Origin of the sequence: Streptomyces sp. B1I3 (genome assembly GCF_030816615.1) — a bacterium.
Lineage (GTDB): Bacteria > Actinomycetota > Actinomycetes > Streptomycetales > Streptomycetaceae > Streptomyces.
This window is the reverse complement of record NZ_JAUSYD010000001.1, coordinates 406,064-424,527: the sequence shown is the minus strand read 5'-3', so window position 1 is coordinate 424,527 and position 18,464 is coordinate 406,064. Positions and strand designations below refer to the sequence as shown.

18 protein-coding genes are annotated in these 18,464 nt (G+C 70.5%); 11 read left to right on the top strand and 7 right to left on the bottom strand.

Translation table 11 applies throughout. The features are described from left to right. Window positions 1-75 precede the first annotated feature (75 nt). Together paaK and QFZ58_RS01985 are read right to left on the bottom strand one after the other, a co-directional pair. Window positions 76-1,365: a phenylacetate--CoA ligase PaaK gene (gene paaK / locus QFZ58_RS01990; protein WP_307123129.1), complete on the bottom strand. Its 1,290-nt coding sequence runs from the start codon at window positions 1,363-1,365 to the stop codon at window positions 76-78. A 119-nt stretch (window positions 1,366-1,484) separates the two neighbouring features. Continuing rightward, on the bottom strand, window positions 1,485-1,952 hold the full coding sequence (locus QFZ58_RS01985; RefSeq protein WP_307123128.1) for a nuclear transport factor 2 family protein: 468 nt from the start codon (window positions 1,950-1,952) through the stop codon (window positions 1,485-1,487). A gap of 111 nt (window positions 1,953-2,063) precedes the next feature. Here QFZ58_RS01985 and QFZ58_RS01980 point away from each other — a divergent pair, with 111 nt between their 5' ends. After that, on the top strand, window positions 2,064-2,624 hold the full coding sequence (locus QFZ58_RS01980) for a TetR/AcrR family transcriptional regulator (RefSeq protein WP_307123127.1): 561 nt from the start codon (window positions 2,064-2,066) through the stop codon (window positions 2,622-2,624). 164 nt (window positions 2,625-2,788) lie between these two features. Here QFZ58_RS01980 and QFZ58_RS01975 read toward each other — a convergent pair whose 3' ends face one another. Beyond that, window positions 2,789-4,426 (bottom strand): FAD-dependent monooxygenase, encoded by a 1,638-nt coding sequence (locus tag QFZ58_RS01975; RefSeq protein ID WP_307123126.1) that lies wholly within the window; start codon window positions 4,424-4,426, stop codon window positions 2,789-2,791. Between the two features lie 258 nt (window positions 4,427-4,684). On the opposite strand from QFZ58_RS01975, the gene QFZ58_RS01970 reads away from it, so the two are divergent. The 7 genes from QFZ58_RS01970 to QFZ58_RS01940 all read left to right on the top strand — a co-directional run bounded on the left by QFZ58_RS01970 (window position 4,685) and on the right by QFZ58_RS01940 (window position 9,922). Continuing rightward, window positions 4,685-5,797, top strand: coding sequence for a SchA/CurD-like domain-containing protein (locus tag QFZ58_RS01970; RefSeq protein WP_307123125.1), 1,113 nt, complete (start codon window positions 4,685-4,687; stop codon window positions 5,795-5,797). Between the two features lie 71 nt (window positions 5,798-5,868). Continuing rightward, on the top strand, window positions 5,869-6,303 hold the full coding sequence (locus QFZ58_RS01965) for a cupin domain-containing protein (protein ID WP_307123124.1): 435 nt from the start codon (window positions 5,869-5,871) through the stop codon (window positions 6,301-6,303). Then, complete coding sequence (locus QFZ58_RS01960) at window positions 6,300-7,568, top strand: beta-ketoacyl synthase (protein ID WP_307123123.1); 1,269 nt, start codon at window positions 6,300-6,302, stop codon at window positions 7,566-7,568. Before QFZ58_RS01965 ends, QFZ58_RS01960 begins: the two co-directional genes overlap by 4 nt. After that, the gene (locus QFZ58_RS01955) at window positions 7,565-8,815 is read left to right on the top strand and encodes a ketosynthase chain-length factor (protein WP_307123122.1); all 1,251 of its coding nucleotides are present in this window, start codon (window positions 7,565-7,567) and stop codon (window positions 8,813-8,815) included. The genes QFZ58_RS01960 and QFZ58_RS01955 overlap by 4 nt, the downstream gene beginning before the upstream one ends. Window positions 8,816-8,831: 16 nt before the next feature. Next, entirely contained in the window at window positions 8,832-9,089 is a 258-nt protein-coding gene (locus QFZ58_RS01950) for an acyl carrier protein (RefSeq protein WP_307123121.1), read from the top strand. Window position 9,090: 1 nt separating this feature from the next. Then, a complete protein-coding gene (locus QFZ58_RS01945) occupies window positions 9,091-9,570 on the top strand; it encodes an SRPBCC family protein (RefSeq protein ID WP_307123120.1) in 480 nt (159 codons plus the stop codon). A gap of 19 nt (window positions 9,571-9,589) precedes the next feature. After that, window positions 9,590-9,922, top strand: a complete 333-nt coding sequence (locus QFZ58_RS01940) for a TcmI family type II polyketide cyclase (RefSeq protein ID WP_307123119.1) — start codon at window positions 9,590-9,592, stop codon at window positions 9,920-9,922. Between the two features lie 74 nt (window positions 9,923-9,996). Here QFZ58_RS01940 and QFZ58_RS01935 read toward each other — a convergent pair whose 3' ends face one another. Both QFZ58_RS01935 and QFZ58_RS01930 read right to left on the bottom strand, forming a co-directional pair. Then, the gene (locus QFZ58_RS01935; protein WP_307123118.1) at window positions 9,997-11,094 is read right to left on the bottom strand and encodes a methyltransferase; all 1,098 of its coding nucleotides are present in this window, start codon (window positions 11,092-11,094) and stop codon (window positions 9,997-9,999) included. A 35-nt stretch (window positions 11,095-11,129) separates the two neighbouring features. Continuing rightward, the gene (locus QFZ58_RS01930) at window positions 11,130-12,212 is read right to left on the bottom strand and encodes a nitrous oxide reductase family maturation protein NosD (RefSeq protein WP_307123117.1); all 1,083 of its coding nucleotides are present in this window, start codon (window positions 12,210-12,212) and stop codon (window positions 11,130-11,132) included. A gap of 213 nt (window positions 12,213-12,425) precedes the next feature. Here QFZ58_RS01930 and QFZ58_RS01925 point away from each other — a divergent pair, with 213 nt between their 5' ends. Together QFZ58_RS01925 and QFZ58_RS01920 are read left to right on the top strand one after the other, a co-directional pair. Next, window positions 12,426-12,827, top strand: a complete 402-nt coding sequence (locus tag QFZ58_RS01925) for an ACT domain-containing protein (RefSeq protein ID WP_307123116.1) — start codon at window positions 12,426-12,428, stop codon at window positions 12,825-12,827. A gap of 57 nt (window positions 12,828-12,884) precedes the next feature. Then, window positions 12,885-13,385: a hypothetical protein gene (locus QFZ58_RS01920; protein WP_307123115.1), complete on the top strand. Its 501-nt coding sequence runs from the start codon at window positions 12,885-12,887 to the stop codon at window positions 13,383-13,385. On the opposite strand, the gene QFZ58_RS01915 is transcribed toward QFZ58_RS01920, so the two are convergent. Beyond that, a complete protein-coding gene (locus QFZ58_RS01915) occupies window positions 13,324-15,588 on the bottom strand; it encodes a germacradienol/geosmin synthase (RefSeq protein ID WP_307123114.1) in 2,265 nt (754 codons plus the stop codon). The genes QFZ58_RS01920 and QFZ58_RS01915 overlap by 62 nt on opposite strands. 237 nt (window positions 15,589-15,825) lie before the next feature. Between QFZ58_RS01915 and QFZ58_RS01910 the strand changes: the two genes are divergently transcribed. After that, the gene (locus tag QFZ58_RS01910) at window positions 15,826-17,160 is read left to right on the top strand and encodes an N-acetylmuramoyl-L-alanine amidase (protein ID WP_307123113.1); all 1,335 of its coding nucleotides are present in this window, start codon (window positions 15,826-15,828) and stop codon (window positions 17,158-17,160) included. A 113-nt stretch (window positions 17,161-17,273) separates the two neighbouring features. On the opposite strand, the gene QFZ58_RS01905 is transcribed toward QFZ58_RS01910, so the two are convergent. Next, on the bottom strand, window positions 17,274-18,410 hold the full coding sequence (locus tag QFZ58_RS01905) for an aminoglycoside phosphotransferase family protein (protein WP_307123112.1): 1,137 nt from the start codon (window positions 18,408-18,410) through the stop codon (window positions 17,274-17,276). Window positions 18,411-18,464 lie beyond the last annotated feature (54 nt).

Here is an 18,464-nt window from a genome sequence, read left to right as displayed (position 1 = left end):
GTCCCTCATGTGGGCTCCCTCATGTGGGCTCCCTCATGTGGGCTCCCTCACGTCGGCTCCCTCACGTCGGCTTCCTCACGCGGACTCCCTCAGGTCGATGAGTCGCTTGATCTTGCCGACCGACCGCTCCAGCGTCTCCGGATCGACGATCTCGACGCCGACGCCGACACCGACCCCGTCCTTCACGGCCACCGCGATGGACAGGGCCGCCGCCTCCCGCTCGTCCGCCGTCGCGCCGGCCCGGGCCTCCACCCGCACGGTCAGTGCGTCCAGGCGCCCCTGCCGGGTCAGCAGCAGCTGGAAGTGCGGTGCCAGCCCCGGCGTCCGCAGCACGATCTCCTCGATCTGGGTGGGGAAGAGATTCACCCCGCGCAGGATGACCATGTCGTCGCTGCGGCCGGTGACCTTCTCCATCCGCCGGAAGACGCGTGCCGTACCCGGCAGCAGCCGCGTCAGATCCCGGGTCCGGTAACGGATCACCGGCATGGCCTCCTTGGTGAGCGAGGTGAACACCAGCTCCCCCTCCTCGCCGTCCGGCAGGAGTTCACCTGTGAACGGGTCGACGACCTCCGGGTAGAAGTGGTCCTCCCAGATGTGCAGTCCGTCCTTGGTCTCCACGCATTCCTGCGCCACACCTGGGCCCATCACCTCCGACAGCCCGTAGATGTCGACCGCGTCGATGGCGAAGCGCCCCTCGATCTCCGCACGCATCTGTTCAGTCCAGGGCTCGGCGCCGAAGATGCCGACCTTCAGTGACGTCGTACGGGGATCGACTCCCTGGCGTTCGAACTCGTCCAGCAGCGTCAGCATGTACGAGGGGGTGATCATGATGACCTCGGGCCGGAAGTCCTGGATCAGCCGCACCTGGCGGGCGGTCATCCCGCCGGACGCGGGAATGACCGTGCAGCCGAGCCGCTCCGCCCCGTAGTGCGCGCCGAGGCCGCCGGTGAACAGCCCGTAGCCGTAGGCCACGTGCACCTTGTGGCCGGGGCGCCCGCCCGCCGCCCTGATCGACCGGGCGACGACATCGGCCCATGTGTCCAGATCGCGCTCGGTGTACCCGGCCACCGTGGGCCGGCCCGTCGTTCCGCTGGAGGCGTGGATCCTGCGTACCCGGTCCTCCGGGACGGCGAACATGCCGAACGGGTAGTTGTCGCGCAGGTCGGCTTTGACCGTGAAGGGAAACCGGGCGAGATCGGCGAGTGTGTGACAGTCCTCGGGCCGCACGCCCGCCGCGTCGAAGGCCGTGCGGTAGAACGCGACGTTGTCGTACGCGTGCCGCAGCGTGGCCCGGAGCCGTTCCAGCTGCAGCGTCTCGAGCTCGTCGCGGCCGAGCCGCTCGGCCGCGACCAGCAACGCCGTCATACGGATGATCCTCTCGCCGGGGCAGTCGACCGATCATTCGGTCGATTCTCCTCGGAGCAGTAACGCAGGAGGTCGGGCAGCGTGGCAAGAGGTCCGGCGCCTCACGCGTGGCGACCGGGTCAGAAGCCCAGTTCGCTCAGCCCGGGGTGGCCGTCGGGCCGCCGCCCCAGGGGCCAGTGGTAGCGGCGCGCCGGCTCCTCGATCGGCACGTCGTTGATCGACGCGTGCCGCACCCGCATGAGCCCGGCGCCGTCGAACTCCCAGTTCTCGTTGCCGAAGGAACGGAACCACCGGCCGGTGTCGTCGTGCCACTCGTAGGCGAAGCGCACCGCGATCCGGTCGTCGTCGTGCGCCCACAGCTCCTTGACGAGGCGGTAGCTCAGCTCCCGGGCCCATTTGCGGGTCAGGAAGCCGACGATCTCCTCCCGCCCCTGGAGCCACTCGGACCGGTTACGCCAGCGCGAATCCGGTGTGTACGCGAGAGCGACGCTCTGCGGATCCCGGCTGTTCCAGGCGTCCTCGGCGCGCCGCACCTTGGCGACTGCGGTCTCCCGCGTGAACGGCGGGACGAGCGGCTGGGCGGTCATGAAGGTCTCCTCGCGCGGGGGAGAACGAGCGTTCTCCGTGGGTGCGTCGTACGATAGGAGAACGGTCGTTCTCACGCAAGGGGCGGGGGGCGGAAGACTGGGGGAGTCGCGGTGGATCTCGCACGGGCAAGGGCGGCGGCGCTGGACGCCGCAGAGGAGTTGTTCTACGAGCGGGGCATCCAGGCGGTCGGCATGGACGAGATCCGCGCCGCGTCCGGCGTCTCACTGAAACGCCTGTACACCCTCTTCCCTTCCAAGTCCGCACTGGTGCAGGCCTGTCTGGAAGCCCGGGACATCAAGTGGCGCGCGGGGCTGGCCACGTTCGTGGACAGCCGCTCCACCCCTCGCGAGCGGCTTCTCGCCGTCTTCGAGTGGCTGCACGAGTGGTTCTCCCAGCCGGGCTTCCGAGGCTGCGCCTTCATCAACGGCTTCGGTGAACTGGGGGCCACCGACGCCTCGGTGGCCGGCGTCGCACGCGCCCACAAAGAGGCCTTCCGTGACTACGTCACCGGGCTCGTCGTCGCGGCGGGCCGGCCGGAGGAATCCGCGGGCGCGTTCGTACTGCTCGCCGAAGGGGCGATCGTCACGGCGGCCATCTCCGGGACGCCCGAGCCGGCGCGGCAGGCCGGAGAGGCGGCCGCGCGGCTGCTGTGCGGCGCCGAGGCCGTCTGAGGCGCCGCGGCGCGGGGCGGACGGAACCGGCCGCCCCGCCCCGCATCGAGGCCGGTGGGCCGGTCCGCACCTGTGACGCGCTCGCGGACCGGCGCTGCGCCGGATGGGCGCCCGCTCCGCGAACCGGCGCACCGTCAGGCGCACCGGTTCGCACGGCGCATGCGTCAGCCCCGGTGGAGCAGGGCCGTCAGAGCGTCGTCCAGCGTCGCTGCCGGATCCGCCACCGCGCCCTCGGCCCGCCAGGCCACGAAGCCGTCGGGGCGCACGAGGACGGCGCCTTCGGCAGTCGTGCCGTGGGACGCGGCCCAGTCGGCCCCGTCCTCGGTCTCCAGATCGGCGCCCTGGCCGGAACCGATGCCGTAGGCGTCCAGGCGCACCGCCAGACGCTCCGCCGCCTTCGCGGCCGCCGCGCCCCATTCCGGATGCCGGGCGTCGTGCAGCAGGACGAACGACTGCTCGTAGAGGTCCAGGGTCGAGAGACGGGCGCCCTGCCGCCGGAGCCACATGTGCGGCGCCCGGGTGCCGGGATCGCCCGCCAGGGACATGCGCTCGGGCACCACCGGCAGGCCCGGCTCCACGCCGAGCACGGCGCCCCGGACGTAGCGGTAGCCGAGCGCGATCGTGAGCATGCCGCCCTTCGGGCCGCCACCGCCCGGGCCGGGTGAGCCGGCGTATCCCGGGTGGCTGTGCTCCGCGGACCGCGCCGACGCCCGCTCGCTGGTCGCCGTCGCCACCGGCAGACGCTCCGCCTCGTAGGTGTCCAGGAGCCCCGGGCCCGCAGCGCCGTTGATCACGGCAGCCAGCTTCCACGCCAGGTTGTGCGCGTCCTGGATACCCGTGTTGGACCCGAACGCGCCGGTCGGGGACATCTCGTGCGCGGAGTCACCCGCCAGGAAGACCCGGCCGGACCCGTAGCGCTCCGCGACCCGTTCGGCGGCGTGCCACGGTGCCTTGCCCGTGATCTCGACATCGAGATCGGGAGCCCCGACCGCGCGGCGGATGTGTTCCGTGCACCGCTCGTCGGTGAAGTCCTCCAGCGTCTCGCCCCGCTCGGGCTGCCACGGCGCGTGGAAGACCCACTGCTCCTTGTTGTCCACCGGCAGGAGCGCCCCGTCCGCCTCCGGGTCGGTGAGGTAGCAGACGATGAACCGCCGGTCGCCCACGATGCCGGCGAGCTGCCGGGACCGGAAGGTGACACTCACGTTGTGGAACAGGTCGCCCGAACCCGTCTGGCCGATCCGCAGCTGTTCGCGGATCGGGCTGCGCGGCCCGTCGGCCGCGACGAGGTAGTCCGCCCGGACCGTGGTGTGCTCCCCGGTCTCCCGGTCCTTCACCACGGCGGTGACGCCCTCCGGGTCCTGGTCGAAGGAGAGCAGTTCGGCGGAGAACCGCAGCTCGCTGCCCTGCGACCGGGCATGGTTGAGCAGTACGGGCTCCAGGTCGTTCTGGCTGCACAGGCACCAGCTGCTCGGACTGAAACGGGCGAGGCCGCCACCCGGGTCGATCTCCTTGAACAGCCACTCCTGGTCGTCGCCGGTGAGCGATCCGGCCTGCAGGATCCCGTGGTTGTCCGCAAGCACCGAGGCGGCGTCCCGGATCAGCTGCTCGGCGCCCGCGGTGCGGAACAGCTCCATCGTGCGGACGTTGTTGCCCCGCCCGCGCGGGTGCGTCGAGGTGCCTGCGTGTTTCTCGACGAGCAGGTGGCGTACGCCGAGCCGGCTCAGGAAGAGGGAGGCGGACAGGCCCACGAGGGAGCCGCCCACGATGAGGACCGGTACGCGGTGGTCGACGTTCTCGTTCATCAGTTGCTCCAGCTCGGACGCGCGACGGATGCAGTGTCCATGCCCTGGTACGAGGGGTTCGGTCACCACCTCACCTGAACGGTGCATAAATCTCGCGCCTCCGGTGGCGGCGTTCCACGATCAGTCGCGGGAGCGATGCCCGTGATGCGGGGGTGGACCACACGCGTCTGCGGAAGAGGCCGCTCCGGTTCCCCGACAGCCGACGGATGACGAGAGACCACTCGACGTGGTCACCGCGCCGTCTCGAAGGAGACAAAGATGACAACCATATCGGAACGGGTTTCGCAGTCCGCCTTCGACGGTTCAAGGCTCCGGGTCGTCCTGCTGCTGGACCTGCACGACGGCGCCCAGAAGCAGTTCCTTGAGGCGTACGAACACATGCGCAACCAGGTGGCGTCCATCCCCGGCCACATCAGCGACCAGCTGTGCCAGTCCATCGAGAACCCCTCGCAGTGGCTCATCACCAGCGAATGGGAGAGCGCGCCGCCCTTCCTCGCCTGGGTGAACAGCGAGGAGCACGTCGCGACGGTCCAGCCCTTGCACAGCTGCGTGCGCGACACCCGCTCCCTGCGGTTCAGCGTCCTGCGCGAGACGGCGAGGACCGACGGCGCCGCCCCGGTCGAAAGCGGTCTGCAGCCCGTACCCCGCATCGGCGACGGAGTGGTTCGACACGCGCTCACGTTCACCGTCAAGCCCGGCACCGAGGACATCGTCGCGAAGATCCTCGCGGACTACGAATCCCCGCAGGCCCGTGTCGACGAGAACACCCGGCTGCGCCGCACCTCGCTCTTCATGCACGGCAACCGTGTCGTGCGGGCGGTCGAGGTCGAGGGCGACCTGCTGGCCGCGCTGCGCCACGTGTCGCGCCAGCCCGAGGTCAGGGCCGTCGAAGAGGCCCTCAACCCCTACCTGGAGCAGGACCGGGATCTCAGCGACCCCGACTCCGCCCGCATGTTCTTCACCCGGGCCGCGCTCCCGACCGTCCACCACGTGACGGCCGGCCACCACGCCCCGGGCGACGTACAGCGGCACGCGCTCTTCTACCAGGCCAAGGAAGGCTGCGGCATGGCGCTCGCCCGCCTGCTCGCCGGCCAGGACGAGGAGACGGCGGACGACGCCGGAAGCCCCGTCGCCAGCAGCACCATCTTCCAGCGCGACGACGTCGTGGTGCGGCTCCTCGAAGTGAGCGGCCCGCTCGGCGCACAGCCCGCGCTGGCACTCGGAATCGGCGGCCCCCGCAAGGCGGCCATGCTCGGCCGGCTCCTCGACGGCGGCGCCAACGGCCTGCCCAGCAACGACCAGGAGGCCGCGCGGTTCCTCGCCCAGGCCGAGATGAAGCTGATCACCGACCGCCGGGCCACCGAGGCCTGACGGCGCCACCGGCAGCGGGGGCCCGCCCGTGCTGCCGTCACACCGCACGACCCGCCTCGAGGAGAGCAGTCATGACCACGCACCGGCCTCGCATCGTGGACCTCAGCGAGACTCAGCCCAACCGCAGGCGCGGAGGCGACCTGCGCGCCATGCTCACACCAACGGCGGTGGGTGCCACCAGCGGCTTCATGGGACTGGCCATCGTCGGCCCCGGTGAGCGCATCGGTGAGCACTACCACCCGTACTCCGAGGAGTTCGTGTACGTCGTGGACGGACTCCTCGAAGTCGACCTGGACGGCGAGGCGCACCCGATGCGACCCGACCAGGGCCTGCTCATCCCCCCGCACGTACGCCACCGCTTCCGCAACGTGGGCGACGTGGAGGCGCGGATGGTCTTCCACCTCGGCCCGCTCGCCCCCCGGCCCGAACTCGGCCATGTGGACACCGAGATCACGGACGTGGCCGAGCGCGGTGCGCCGCCAGAACGAACGGGGGCGGCGTCATGACACGACGCGTGGCGGTCACCGGGGTCGGCGTCGTCGCCCCCGGTGGCATCGGAGCCCGGGCGTTCTGGGACCTGCTCTCCAACGGCCGTACCGCGACACGGGGCATCACCCTGTTCGACCCGGCGGCGTTCCGCTCGCGCATCGCCGCCGAGTGCGACTTCGACCCCGTGGCGCACGGCCTGGACGAAGAGCTCATCGCACGCTCCGACCGGTACATCCAGTTCGCCCTGGTGGCGGCCAGAGAAGCGCTGGGCGACGCCGGACTCGACACGGAGAAGGTGGACCCCTGGCGCATCGGGGTGTCCCTCGGGACCGCGGTCGGCGGCACCACCCGTCTCGAGCACGACTACGTCGCCGTCAGCGGCAGCGGTTCGCGCTGGGACGTCGACCACCGCCCGGCGGGCCCCCACCTCCAGCGGGCGTTCGCACCGAGCACCCTGGCCTCCGCGGTGGCCGAGGAGGTCGGTGCGCACGGGCCCGTACAGACCGTTTCGACCGGCTGCACCTCCGGCCTCGACGCGATCGGATACGCCTTCCACTCCATCGAGGAGGGTCGCGTCGACGTGTGCATCGCCGGCGCGTCCGACACGCCGATCACTCCCATCACGGTGGCCTGCTTCGACGCGATCAAGGCGACCTCGGCGAACAACGACGACCCGGAGCACGCCTCCCGGCCGTTCGACGCCCGCCGGGACGGATTCGTCATGGGCGAGGGCGGAGCCGTGCTCGTGCTCGAGGAGCTGGAGCACGCCCGGGCCCGCGGCGCGACGGTGTACTGCGAGATATCGGGCTACGCCACCTTCGGCAACGCCTACCACATGACCGGGCTGACCGGCGAAGGGCTCGAGATGGCCGAGGCCATCAACTCCGCCCTCGCCCACGCCCGGATCGACGGCTCGCAGGTCGACTACGTCAACGCGCACGGTTCGGGCACCAAGCAGAACGACCGGCACGAGACGGCGGCCGTGAAGCGCGCCCTGGGCGCCCACGCGTACAAGGTGCCGATGAGCTCGATCAAGTCCATGGTCGGACACTCGCTCGGAGCCATCGGAGCGATAGAGATCGCCGCGTGCGTCCTGGCTCTCGAGCACCAGACGGTGCCGCCGACGGCGAACTACGAGACCGCGGACCCCGAGTGCGACCTCGACTACGTGCCGCGCACCGCCCGGCCCCTGAAGCTGCGCAGTGTGCTCTCGGTCGGCAGCGGCTTCGGCGGATTCCAGTCCGCCGTCGCGCTGACCCGATCAGGCGGGAGGACTCCATGAACGACCGGACACACCGGCGATCCGTCATCACGGGGATCGGTGTCGTCGCCCCCAACGGGACGGGCGCCGGTGCCTTCTGGAAGCAGACGCAGGAGGGCGTCAGCGTCCTGGACCTCGTATCCCGGGAGGGCTGCGAGAACCTTCCGCTGCGCGTCGCGGGCGAGGTCCGGGAATTCGACCCGGTCGCGCTCATCGAGGAGCGCTACCTCGTCCAGACCGACCGCTTCACGCACTTCGCGATGGCCGCGGCCGATCTCGCCCTGGACGACGCCCGGCTCGGCCGCGCCGACTACGAGGACGCGCCGTTCAGTGTCGGGGTGGTCACCGCCGCCGGTTCCGGCGGCGGCGAGTTCGGGCAGCGCGAGCTGCAGCGGCTGTGGGGCCAGGGCTCCCGGTACGTCGGCCCGTACCAGTCCATCGCCTGGTTCTACGCCGCCAGCACCGGCCAGATCTCCATCCGCGGCGGATTCAAGGGGCCGTGCGCCGTGGTGGCCAGCGACGAGGCCGGTGGTCTGGACGCGCTCATGCACGCCGCGCGCTCCATCCGCCGCGGGACGGGCGCCGTCGTCGTCGGCGCGGCCGAGGCGCCCCTGGCCCCGTACTCCGTGGTCTGCCAACTCGGCTACGAGGACCTCAGCACCTGCGAAGACCCCACCCGCGCCTACCGGCCCTTCACAGCGGACGCCTGCGGGTTCGTCCCTGCGGAGGGGGGCGCCATGCTGGTGGTCGAGGAGGAGACCAAGGCACGCGACCGCGGGGCGCGGATCCGTGCCGAACTGGCCGGACATGCCGCCACCTTCACGGGGGCGTCCCGGTGGGAGCAGTCCCGCGAGGGACTGGCCCGCGCCATCGAGGGGGCGTTGCGCGAGGCGGACTGCGCACCCGAGGAGATCGACGTCGTCTTCGCGGACGCGCTGGGCGTACCGTCCGCGGACCGGGCGGAAGCTCTCGCGATCGCCGACACCCTGGGCCGGCACGGGCGGCGTGTACCGGTGACGGCACCCAAGACCGGTACCGGCCGGGCCTACTGCGGCGCGCCCGTGCTGGACACGTCCGCCGCGGTACTGGCCATGGAGCACGGGCTGATCCCTCCGACGCCCAACGTCTTCGACGTGTGCCACGACCTCGACCTGGTCACCGGCCGCGCGCGCCCCGCCGAGCTGCGGACGGCGCTGGTACTGAGCCGAGGACTCATGGGGTCCAACTCGGCCCTGGTGCTGCGGCACCGCACCGACACCACCGGATGAGAAGGAGTACTTCCTCATGACCGATCGACTGACGTATGCGGAGCTTGCCGTGCTCATGAAGAACGGCGCAGGACTCACCGTCGACCCGTCGGAGATGGAGAGCCGTCCCGGCTCGGCCTTCGACGAGTACGGCCTCGACTCGCTCGGCCTGCTCGGCATCGTCGCCGCGCTGGAGAACCGGTACGGCCGCCCGCTGCCGGCCGACGCCGACCGCTGCAGGACGCCCGGCGAGTTCCTCGACCTCGTGAACAGCAACCTCGTGACTGGAGTCTGACATGTCGGGACACACCGAGAACGAGATCACCATCGCCGCACCCCTGGACCTCGTCTGGGACATGACGAACGATCTCGAGAACTGGCCGCAGCTGTTCAGCGAGTACGCGGCCGTCGAGGTGATCGAGCGGAAGGGTGAGACGACGACCTTCCGGCTCACCATGCACCCCGACGACAACGGCAAGGTCTGGAGCTGGGTGTCGGAGCGCACCACGGACCGCAAGGGCCGCAACGTCCGCGCACGGCGTGTCGAGCCCGGGCCCTTCCTGCACATGGACATCCGGTGGGAGTACTCGGAGGTTCCCGGCGGCACCCGGATGCACTGGAAGCAGGACTTCGCGATGAGGCCCGACGCGCCGGTCGACGACGCGTGGATGACCGACAACATCAACCGCAACTCGCGCGTCCAGATGGAGCTCATCCGCGACAAGATCGAGCAGCGGGACCGGGAACGCCGCTCCGCCTCGGTCCCCGTCAACTGACGCCCCGAAAGGCAGCCAGATGCACCACGCACTGATCGTCGCGCGGATGGCACCCGAGTCCGCACCCGACATCGCCGGCCTGTTCGCGCAGTCCGACGACACGGAACTGCCCCATCTCGTCGGGGTCAACAGGCGCACCCTCTTCCAGTTCGGGGACGTGTACCTGCACCTGATCGAGTCGGACCGGCCCCCGGGCCCGGAGATCGCCAAGGTGACCGAGCACCCGGAGTTCAAGGCCATCAGCGACCGGCTCACCGCCTTCGTGAGCCCCTACGACCCGAAGACCTGGCGTGGTCCGAAGGACGCGATGGCCCAGCAGTTCTACCGGTGGGAGCGGGACGCCTCCGCCTGACACACGGACGATCGCCCCGGGTCCGGCACCTGCGTGCCGGACCCGGGGCGATCCTGGTGTGCGCGGTGCCCCGGTCAGGGGACGAGGCACTCGAAGGCGTGCAGGTACGCGTTGACCGGACGAACCTCGCCGATCCGCAGGCCGGCGTCGGACATCCGGGCGAGCAGGCTCTCCCGCGTGTGCTTCGCGCCACCGACGTTGAGGAGGAGCAGCAGGTCCATCGCGGTGGTGAAGCGCATGGACGGCGAGTCGTCGACGAGGTTCTCGATGACCACCACCCGGGCGCCCGGACGGGCCGCGGCGACGACGTTGCCCAGAGCCCGGCGCGTGCTCTCGTCGTCCCACTCGAGGATGTTCTTGATGATGTAGAGGTCCGCGTCGACGGGGATGTCCTCACGGCAGTCCCCGGCGACGATCCGTACCCGGTTCGCGAGGGCGCCGTCGTCCCGCAGCCTGGCGTCCGCCCTCGCCACGACTCCCGGCAGGTCCATGAGGGTTCCGTGGACGGACGGATACTTCTCGAGGAGGCTGGCGAGCACGTGGCCCTGGCCGCCGCCGATGTCGGCGACCGAGGAGACCCCGGTGAGGTCGAGGAGTTCGGCCACGTCCCGCGCGGACTGCATGCTGGATGTGGTCATGGCCCGGTTGAACACGTGGGCGGACTCGCCCGCGTCCTGGTGGAGATAGTCGAAGAAGCCCTTGCCGAACGCCTCCGGGAAGACGCTCGAACCGGTGCGCACCGCGTCCTCGAGCCGTGGCCAGACCTCCCAGGTCCAGGGTTCGGTGCACCACAGACAGATGTACCGCAGACTGTTCGGATCGTCCTCGCGCAGCAGCCGGGACATCTCCGTGTGGACGAAGGTGCCGTCCTCGGTCTCGCCGAAGATCCCGTAGCAGCACAGCGCCCGCAGCAGCCGCCTCAGCGGGACGGGCTCGGTGTCCACGATCCGGGCGAGTTCCGCGGCCGAGGCGGGCGTGTCGCCCAGCGCGTCGGCGACGCCCAGCCTCGCAGCCGCACGCACGGCCGCGGCGCAGGCCGCTCCGAACGCGAGCTCCCTCAGCCTCATGGCCGGGGGCGGGGCCTGGCCGGCACCCGAGGCGGCCGGTGCCGAGGGGGAGGAGAGCGGTGAGGTGACGGGGGTGGTGTCGGGGGTGGGACTCACGGTGGTCATACCGTCTCGTTTCTCGTCGTGCGGCGGGTGAGCCGCTACTCGGCGCACATGCCGGCCGGTACGGACGTCCCGCACGTGTTGCTGTCGAAGGTGTTGCCCGTTCCGGAGGTGTCCCGGTCGGCAAGGTCGGCCGGCTGGTTGTCCCGCACGAAATTCCGGCTGATCGTGTTGTCGGTGTTCAGCGCGCCCACGAAGCTCTTGAACAGCAGAATCCCGCCGGAGAGCGGGGTGGAACCGACGTTGCCCCGGATCACGTTGGAACGCACGACCGTGCGCTCGCTGCCGGTCAGGACGATGCCGGAGCCCTGGATGGCCGAGAGCCGGGGGGTCGCCGCGCAGTACTTGTTGTTCTCCACGATCCGGTTGTTGCTGACGGTCATCGCCCCGGCCGCGGGCTTTGACTCGTCACCCACGACGAAGACCCCGCTGCAGTTGCCGGTCATGTTGTTGCCGTCGATCAGGAGGTTCCTGACCCGCCGGGCCGTGACACCGATGCGGTTCCCGCTCAGGGAGTTGTCCAGGATCTTCGTCCCCTGCGTGTCGGTCGCCCCGCCTTCTTCGCTGACGCTGTTGGCGACGAAGATGCCCGCGTCGCCGTTGCCGGTGGCGACGTTGCGCCGGAAGTCACCGCGGGTCGAGTGCTCCTGGGCGATGCCCCAGGTACCGTTGGACCGGGCGGTCACCCGGCGCACGGAGAGCTCGTCGGTCCACGAGGCCCAGATGCCGCTCTTGCCGAATCCGGAGAGGGTGAGCGAGCGGATGCTGACGCCGTCGACCGTGTGCCCCTTGGTGCCGACGACGCAGATGCCGTTGCCGGCCGCCGCACAGCTCCCTGCGGCCTTCGTGTCCGTGGCCGACGGCATGATCACGGCCCCGCCACCGACACCGAGCAGGGTCAGGCCCGGCTTCGTGATCCGGACGCTCTCGTGGTAGGTGCCAGGCAGGATGACGACGGTGTCTCCCGGTTCGGCCGCGTCCACCGCGCTCTGGATCGAACCGCCCGGGCGCACCACGTGGTCATCGGGCCCGGCCGCGGCGGAAGGGATCGCCGCCCCGCCCAGCGCCGTGGTCAGGGCGACGGTGATGCCCGCCAGGCAGGTGATGTGTTTTTTCCTCATGAGCCGAAACTAGGGGCGATCACACCCTGCTGCCACGGAAGGTGAGCGTACGGGTACATGGCGTGCCTGAATGGCTTACTCGTGCGGCCGCGTTCCACGCCTCCCCGTGCCGCAGGGGGCACTGCCGCGCCGGGTCCCGAACGGCAGCCGGCAACCGGGCTCCGGCGGCCCTGTTCCGCGAGCGGCGGTGCTCGGAAGCCGTAGCGTGACCTCATGACGGGCGAGCGCGATCTTCGGAAACTGCTGCACACCATGCGACCGGAGCTGAACCCGGGCCGCTATGTGTTCACGACCCTGGCCGACGGGGCGGCACCCGACGGCGTCACCCCCGTGGTCACCGTCGCCGAGGGCGAAGGGGTGACCCTCGTCCTCCCCGAGAGGGAAGCGGTGGCCGCGGGGCTCGGGTACGACTTCGTCGCGGGCTGGATCACCCTGCGCGTCCACTCCTCCCTGGAGGCCGTCGGCCTGACGGCCGCGGTCGCCCTGGCCCTCACCGACGTGGGCGTGAGCTGCAACGTGGTCGCCGGATACCACCACGACCACCTCTTCGTCCCGTACGCGCGTGCGAGTGAGGCGGTGCAGGTGCTGGAACGGCTGGCCGCGGAGTCCGGCTGAGTCCTGCCCGGGAGTGCCCGGCTCCACGACGTGAGCCGGGACACGTAACATGGCTGCATGTCCTTCCTCCGCCGCCGTAGCGCCGCCACACCCGCGGGCCCGGACTTCGACGTCCTGGCCATGGACCCGGGGGACTGGCCCGGCAACCTCGGCGCCGGTCTGCTCCCCGCTCCCGACGGGAGCTGCCAGGGCGTGTTCCTGCGCTACGACCTGTTCGGCGGCCGCGGCCCGGCGATGATCATCGGCAACCTGCCCGAGGGTTCGCCGGCCCGGGAGACCGAGGAGGGCCAGGTCCCCTTCGAGGTGGCCCAGCTCCTCCTCGCGCTCGAGAACGACGAACCGGTCGAGGTCACCGGCACCGAGGACATGCCCGTCATGCAGGGCGACAGCCTGCTGATCGTGCGCCGCGTCAAGCTCAGCGAGAGCCGGATCTCCTGCGTCCAGTTCGACAGGAGCGACGGTGTGCTCGTCACCATCGCCAGCTGGGACCGGCCGATCACCGACGACCTGTACGCCCTGCTGAAGCCACTGCCCGCGGAGCTCTTCCAGCAGGGCTGAAACGTCCCTGCGTCGTCATCAGCCGCGTCACCTGCGCGGCAGAGGTGCCGATCCCCGTGGGGCCGGAGATGTGCCACGGGGTGCCGGTGCCCCGCCGCAGGTCCTCCTCGCGGTAACGCCGGCAGTCCCGGTGCCAGATCAGGATCCCGGCCAACCAGTGCCGGAGCTCGACGACATAGCCCGCCAGGACCTCCCTGGCGTCCTCGTCGAGCGCGAAGTCGTCGTACAGCACGGGCAGTTCCCGCTCGGCCACGTGCTGGAACTGGCGCATCCGTGCGTTCATCAGGTCGTCCACGATGGCCACACCCGTCGGGTAGTCCACCCCGAAGAAGTTCTGGACGACCAGGACGCCGTTGTGCACCTCCCCCTCGTACTCGATCTCCTTCTGGTAGGAGAACACGTCGTTGAGCAGGCAGGCGTAGTCCGCCGCCGCGTTCTCCAGGGACCGCAGCGGGCCGCTGCGGTACACGGCCTCCGGCACCTTCCTGCCGTGACCCAGCCGGCACAGGCTCATCGTCAGGTCCGAACCGAACGTCCTCCGGCGCATCTCCATGTAGTCGACCGGGTCGGGGATCCGGTTCTGGGCCTGGTTCGCCAGCTCCCACAGCCAGCTCGCGGTCATCGACTCCACCGCCTCGCGGAAGGTGCGGCGCCCGCTCTCGTCCATCGGGCCCGCGGTCCGCTGCCAGAGGTCGCCGAGAGCCCGCTCGAGCGCGTTGACCGGCTCGGGCGCGGACGTGGCGTCCAGCGGCATGAACAGGGACAGCCGCTCGTTGGCCAGCCGCGCACCGGCCAGGTCACGCGTCCGCCCGTGCACCACCGGGAACCAGTCGTCGCCGTACGTACCCCAGGTCAGCCACCCGGAGGACAGATCGAGCTCGTCGGGTGTGGCGTCGGGATGCAACCCCGCCGCGCAGAGCGGGAGATCCGTGGCGACGAGCCGCTCCTCGTCCCAGATGTGTGAACCGGGGACCCCCGGCTGCGCCTCCAGCAGTCCCATCCGGCGGGACCACTCCACGATCCGCACCCGCGCCCCGTCCAGGTGCGGGCTCAGTGTCGTGGTGAACGGCATGTCGAAGTCGGGGAGCAGGGACGGGCCGACGTGCTGGTACGGGACGTGGGTGTGGCTCCGCAGCCGCGCCGACTCCGAGCGTGGCGTGAGGCGGATGGACGCCGCGGCCATCCCGAAACCGGGCACGCTCGCTGCGGCGCCCCCGTCGTTCATGTAGCGGCTGGAGCGCATGTGCCACTCGTGGCCGCCGGACTGCCAGTCCTGGAGACCCTTGACGTACGCCAGGACGGCGACCGTCTCGTCCGGGGTGAGCCCCTTTTCGGCGCACAGCGGAGGCAGTTCGGTGAGCGCCGTGTTCTCGAACTGCTGGAGGCGGGACGTCAGCAGGTCGTTGACCGCCTCGGCCGCCTCCTGGGTCGTGCAGCCCAGGAACGTCTCCAGGACCAGCACGCCGTTGCTGTTCTCGCCCTCCTCCTCGACCTCCCGCTGGTAGGAGAACAGGTCGTTGCGCAGATGCACGCCGTCGGAGAACGCGTCCCGCAGCACCCCCAGTGCCCGTGAGCCGGCCAGCGACGGCGGCACCTCCGCGTTCGCCGCGTACTCCACCAGCCCCGCGGACCACGGCGCGCCGCCCACCTTGCGCCGCATCTCGATGTACTCGACGGGGTTGGCGATGCGCCCCTCGTTGATGTTCGCCAGCTCCCACAGGGACTCGTTGAGCAGGTTCTCCGTCGCCTCGGCGAACCTGACCCGCCAGGCGTCGGACATCGCCGGTACGGTCCGGGCCCAGAGGTCGGCCAGCCCCGCCTCGACCGGATTGACCGGCTCGGGCGTGGCAGCACCCCGCTCCATCGGCATGAAGGCGGGCAGGCGGTCCAGATACCGCTTCCCGCCCTCACGATCCGGAGTGCGCTTGAACAGCTCCAGGAAATGGTCGTCGAAGAAGAAGACCCACACATACCAGTCGGTGACCAGGGAAAGTGCCTCGGCCGAGCAGTCGGGATGGGTGTACGCGCAGAGCAGCGCGTAGTCATGGGCCTCCAGGTCCTTCTCCTCCCAGATGCCGGACCCCTCCAGCATCCCCATTCCGCGCGCCCACTCCCGGGTATGGCTGCGGGCTGCCTCCAGATGGGGGTTGAGGCGCGCCGGGTACGGCACGTAGAAGTCCGGCAGTGAGAAGGGCTGCGGCATGTGCGTCCGGCCTTTCGAAGACTCCGCGCGGTCGGCGCGGAACGGTCCTGTCTGCGCCAGCACTACCCTTCGGCCATCCGGGGCACGCGCTGCGCGAAATAGTCAGACAAGCCCAAAAATGCTGTGACACTGCACCGTTGACTCACCCTCACCACGCGCCCCAGAGTGTGCGCCGACAACGGAACGCTGAGATCACCCAGTACCGGCCCGGGTCCGCCCGGCTCAAGAAGGGTTGTCATGACGTCGAAGCAGAGGACCAGGCTCGCGCTCGCACTCACCACGGCGGGGGCCCTGGGCGCCGCGCTGCTCAGCCCGGCGGCCCAGGCCGGCGCGGACGAGGTACGCCCGGAATGTCCCCACAACCTCACCTGCGACTGGGTACCGGCCGCCTACCAGCAGACCGGCGATCCGGCGGACAAGGAAACGTACGGCAACTACGACACTGCGGACCGGCCGGACAGCAACGCGGTCAAATTCATCGTCCTGCACGACACCGAGGTCGACTACGACACCACCCTGAAGATCTTCCAGAACCCCCGCAACCAGACCTCGGCCCACTACGTCGTGCGGTCGGCCGACGGGCACGTCACCCAGATGGTGAAGGGCAAGGACATCGCCTGGCAGGCGGGCAACTGGTATCTCAACACCCACTCCATCGGCATCGAGCAGGAGGGCTTCGCGGCGGAAGGCGCCAAGTGGTACACGCCCGAGATGTACCGCTCGACTGCCAGACTGGTGCGTCACCTGGCGGCGAAGTACGACATCCCGCTGGACCGGCAGCACATCCTCGGCCATGACGGCGTCCCGCCCACCAGTGCCGCCGGTACGAAGAACATGCACTGGGACCCGGGGCCGTACTGGGACTGGAACCGCTTCATGGCACTGCTCGGCAGACCCACTGTGCCGAGCGCGCCCAGGAGCAGCGAACTGGTCACCGTCAGCGCGGCCTTCGCCGAGAACCGGCAGGAGTTCCGTGACTGCGAGAAGGGCGTCGACCTGCCGCTGCAGGGGAGCAGTGCTGTTCCCCTGCACACGGAGCCGTCCGACGACTCCCCGCTCTTCTCCGACCCGGGGCTGCACCCGGACGGCTCGCCCGGCACGAACTGTGCGGCGGACTGGGGCAGCAAGATCAGCGCCACCCAGCAGGCCGTGGTCGCCGGCCGGGTGTCCGGCTGGACGGCGATCTGGTGGTACGGGCAGAAGGCGTGGTTCCGCTCACCCCACGGATCCCGGACCACCACTCCGACGTCGGGATATGTGGTGAAGCCCAGGAACGGCAGGGCGCAGGTGCCCGTCTACGGGGTGGCGTACCCCGAAAAGGGGGAGTACCCCTCGGACTTCGCCAAGCCGACCGTGGGCAGTCCCTTGGTCTACACCATCAAGTCGGGGCAGGCTTTCCCGGGCGGTGGTGTGGCACCCACCGGGTATTACTACGCGCCGACGATCGACGCGTCCAAGCCGTACGACCACACGTATTTCCGGGGGGCCGAGAAGTACGTGACGGTCCAGATCGGGCACCGGATCGCCTTCGTCAAGGCGTCCGACGTAGATGTGGTGCGGGCCGGCTCATAGCGAGCCGGAGCGGACGGCAGGGCCGTCCGCATCGCGCTGTGGGACCCGTGTGTCGGCACCGGTCCCGCAGCGCGCACCCCCGTGGTCAGGCCGGCCCGGCCGGCCCGGCACGGTCAGCGTGTGCCCACCGCTGCGCGTACGGCCCGGCGGGCCATCGCGCAGTCGTCGTGCAGCCTGCGCAGCAGCAGTCGCTGCTCCTCGCCCGAGGAGAGCGCGCCCTGCCGTGTCTGCCCGGCCCCGGAGGGTGCCCCTTCCCGCATGGCCCGCTGCACAGCCGTCTCGTACGTCCGGATCTCTCGCGTGAGTACGAGCATGAGGTTGACCAGGAAGGCGTCGCGCGCCGCCGCGCCCGCCGCCTGCGCGAGCTGGCTGATCTGACGCCGAGCCGCCGGCGCGTCACCGAGCACGGCCCACAGCGTGGCGAGGTCGTAGCCGGGCAGATACCAGCCCGCGTGCTCCCAGTCCACCAGCACGGGGCCGGTGGGGGGCAGCAGGATGTTGGAGAGCAGTGCGTCACCGTGGCAGAACTGGCCCGTCCCCTGCCTGCCGCCCGCATGGGCCAGACCGTGCAGCAGCTTCTGCAGGTCACCCAGATCACGGTCGGTGAAGAGCCCCAACTCGTGATAACGGGCGATGCGTGAGGCGTAGTCCAGCGGGGCGTCGAACAGGCCGGCCGGGGGCCGCCATGCGTTGACGCGGCTGATCGCTCCGAGAGCGGCGCGCACGTCCGCGCGGGGCGGAGCCTCCGCCGGGTGCCTCGTCAGTGCCGCGACCCTGCCGGGCATCCGCTCGATCACCAGGGTGCAGTTCTCCGGGTCCGCGGCGATGAGCCGGGGGACCCGAACCGGTGGGCGGTGCCTGACGAAGGCGCGGTATGCAGCTATTTCGTGCCGGAACCGCTCCGTCCATGCGGGGGAGTGGTCCAGTAAGCACTTGGCCACCGCGGTGGCGCGACCGGTCGTGCCGACGATGAGCACGGAGCGCCCGCTGCGGCGCAGCACCTGCACCGGATTGAACTCGGGACAGATGCGGTGGACGGAGGCGATGGCCATCCTCAACTGGGCGCCCTGAGGGCCCGACAGGTCGAGGCGCCCGCTCAGCGGTTGGGTGCCCGGCCCCGCGGCCCGCCGGGTCCGACCCGTGCCGGACGCCGGTGCCGCGGCGCGGGGGTCGAGATAAGGCCCGCCGCCCGCCCCCATGGGACGAAGCGGCCGGGGCGGGGCGGACACGGAGGACGATGCTGTGTACATGAGCGAGACAGATCCCTTCGTGCGCCGACAAGTTGCGTGCGCCGCCCCGGCCGG

Bases quoted from the DNA above. Each gene is read 5' to 3' on its own strand.
- paaK (WP_307123129.1), bottom strand. From the start codon at position 1,365: ATGACGGCGTTGCTGGTCGCGGCCGAGCGGCTCGGCCGCGACGAGCTC.
- QFZ58_RS01985 (WP_307123128.1), bottom strand. From the start codon at position 1,952: ATGACCGCCCAGCCGCTCGTCCCGCCGTTCACGCGGGAGACCGCAGTC.
- QFZ58_RS01975 (WP_307123126.1), bottom strand. From the start codon at position 4,426: ATGAACGAGAACGTCGACCACCGCGTACCGGTCCTCATCGTGGGCGGC.
- QFZ58_RS01970 (WP_307123125.1), top strand. From the start codon at position 4,685: ATGACAACCATATCGGAACGGGTTTCGCAGTCCGCCTTCGACGGTTCA.
- QFZ58_RS01965 (WP_307123124.1), top strand. From the start codon at position 5,869: ATGACCACGCACCGGCCTCGCATCGTGGACCTCAGCGAGACTCAGCCC.
- QFZ58_RS01960 (WP_307123123.1), top strand. From the start codon at position 6,300: ATGACACGACGCGTGGCGGTCACCGGGGTCGGCGTCGTCGCCCCCGGT.
- QFZ58_RS01955 (WP_307123122.1), top strand. From the start codon at position 7,565: ATGAACGACCGGACACACCGGCGATCCGTCATCACGGGGATCGGTGTC.
- QFZ58_RS01950 (WP_307123121.1), top strand. From the start codon at position 8,832: ATGACCGATCGACTGACGTATGCGGAGCTTGCCGTGCTCATGAAGAAC.
- QFZ58_RS01945 (WP_307123120.1), top strand. From the start codon at position 9,091: ATGTCGGGACACACCGAGAACGAGATCACCATCGCCGCACCCCTGGAC.
- QFZ58_RS01940 (WP_307123119.1), top strand. From the start codon at position 9,590: ATGCACCACGCACTGATCGTCGCGCGGATGGCACCCGAGTCCGCACCC.
- QFZ58_RS01935 (WP_307123118.1), bottom strand. From the start codon at position 11,094: ATGACCACCGTGAGTCCCACCCCCGACACCACCCCCGTCACCTCACCG.
- QFZ58_RS01930 (WP_307123117.1), bottom strand. From the start codon at position 12,212: ATGAGGAAAAAACACATCACCTGCCTGGCGGGCATCACCGTCGCCCTG.
- QFZ58_RS01925 (WP_307123116.1), top strand. From the start codon at position 12,426: ATGACGGGCGAGCGCGATCTTCGGAAACTGCTGCACACCATGCGACCG.
- QFZ58_RS01920 (WP_307123115.1), top strand. From the start codon at position 12,885: ATGTCCTTCCTCCGCCGCCGTAGCGCCGCCACACCCGCGGGCCCGGAC.
- QFZ58_RS01915 (WP_307123114.1), bottom strand. From the start codon at position 15,588: ATGCCGCAGCCCTTCTCACTGCCGGACTTCTACGTGCCGTACCCGGCG.
- QFZ58_RS01910 (WP_307123113.1), top strand. From the start codon at position 15,826: ATGACGTCGAAGCAGAGGACCAGGCTCGCGCTCGCACTCACCACGGCG.
- QFZ58_RS01905 (WP_307123112.1), bottom strand. From the start codon at position 18,410: ATGTACACAGCATCGTCCTCCGTGTCCGCCCCGCCCCGGCCGCTTCGT.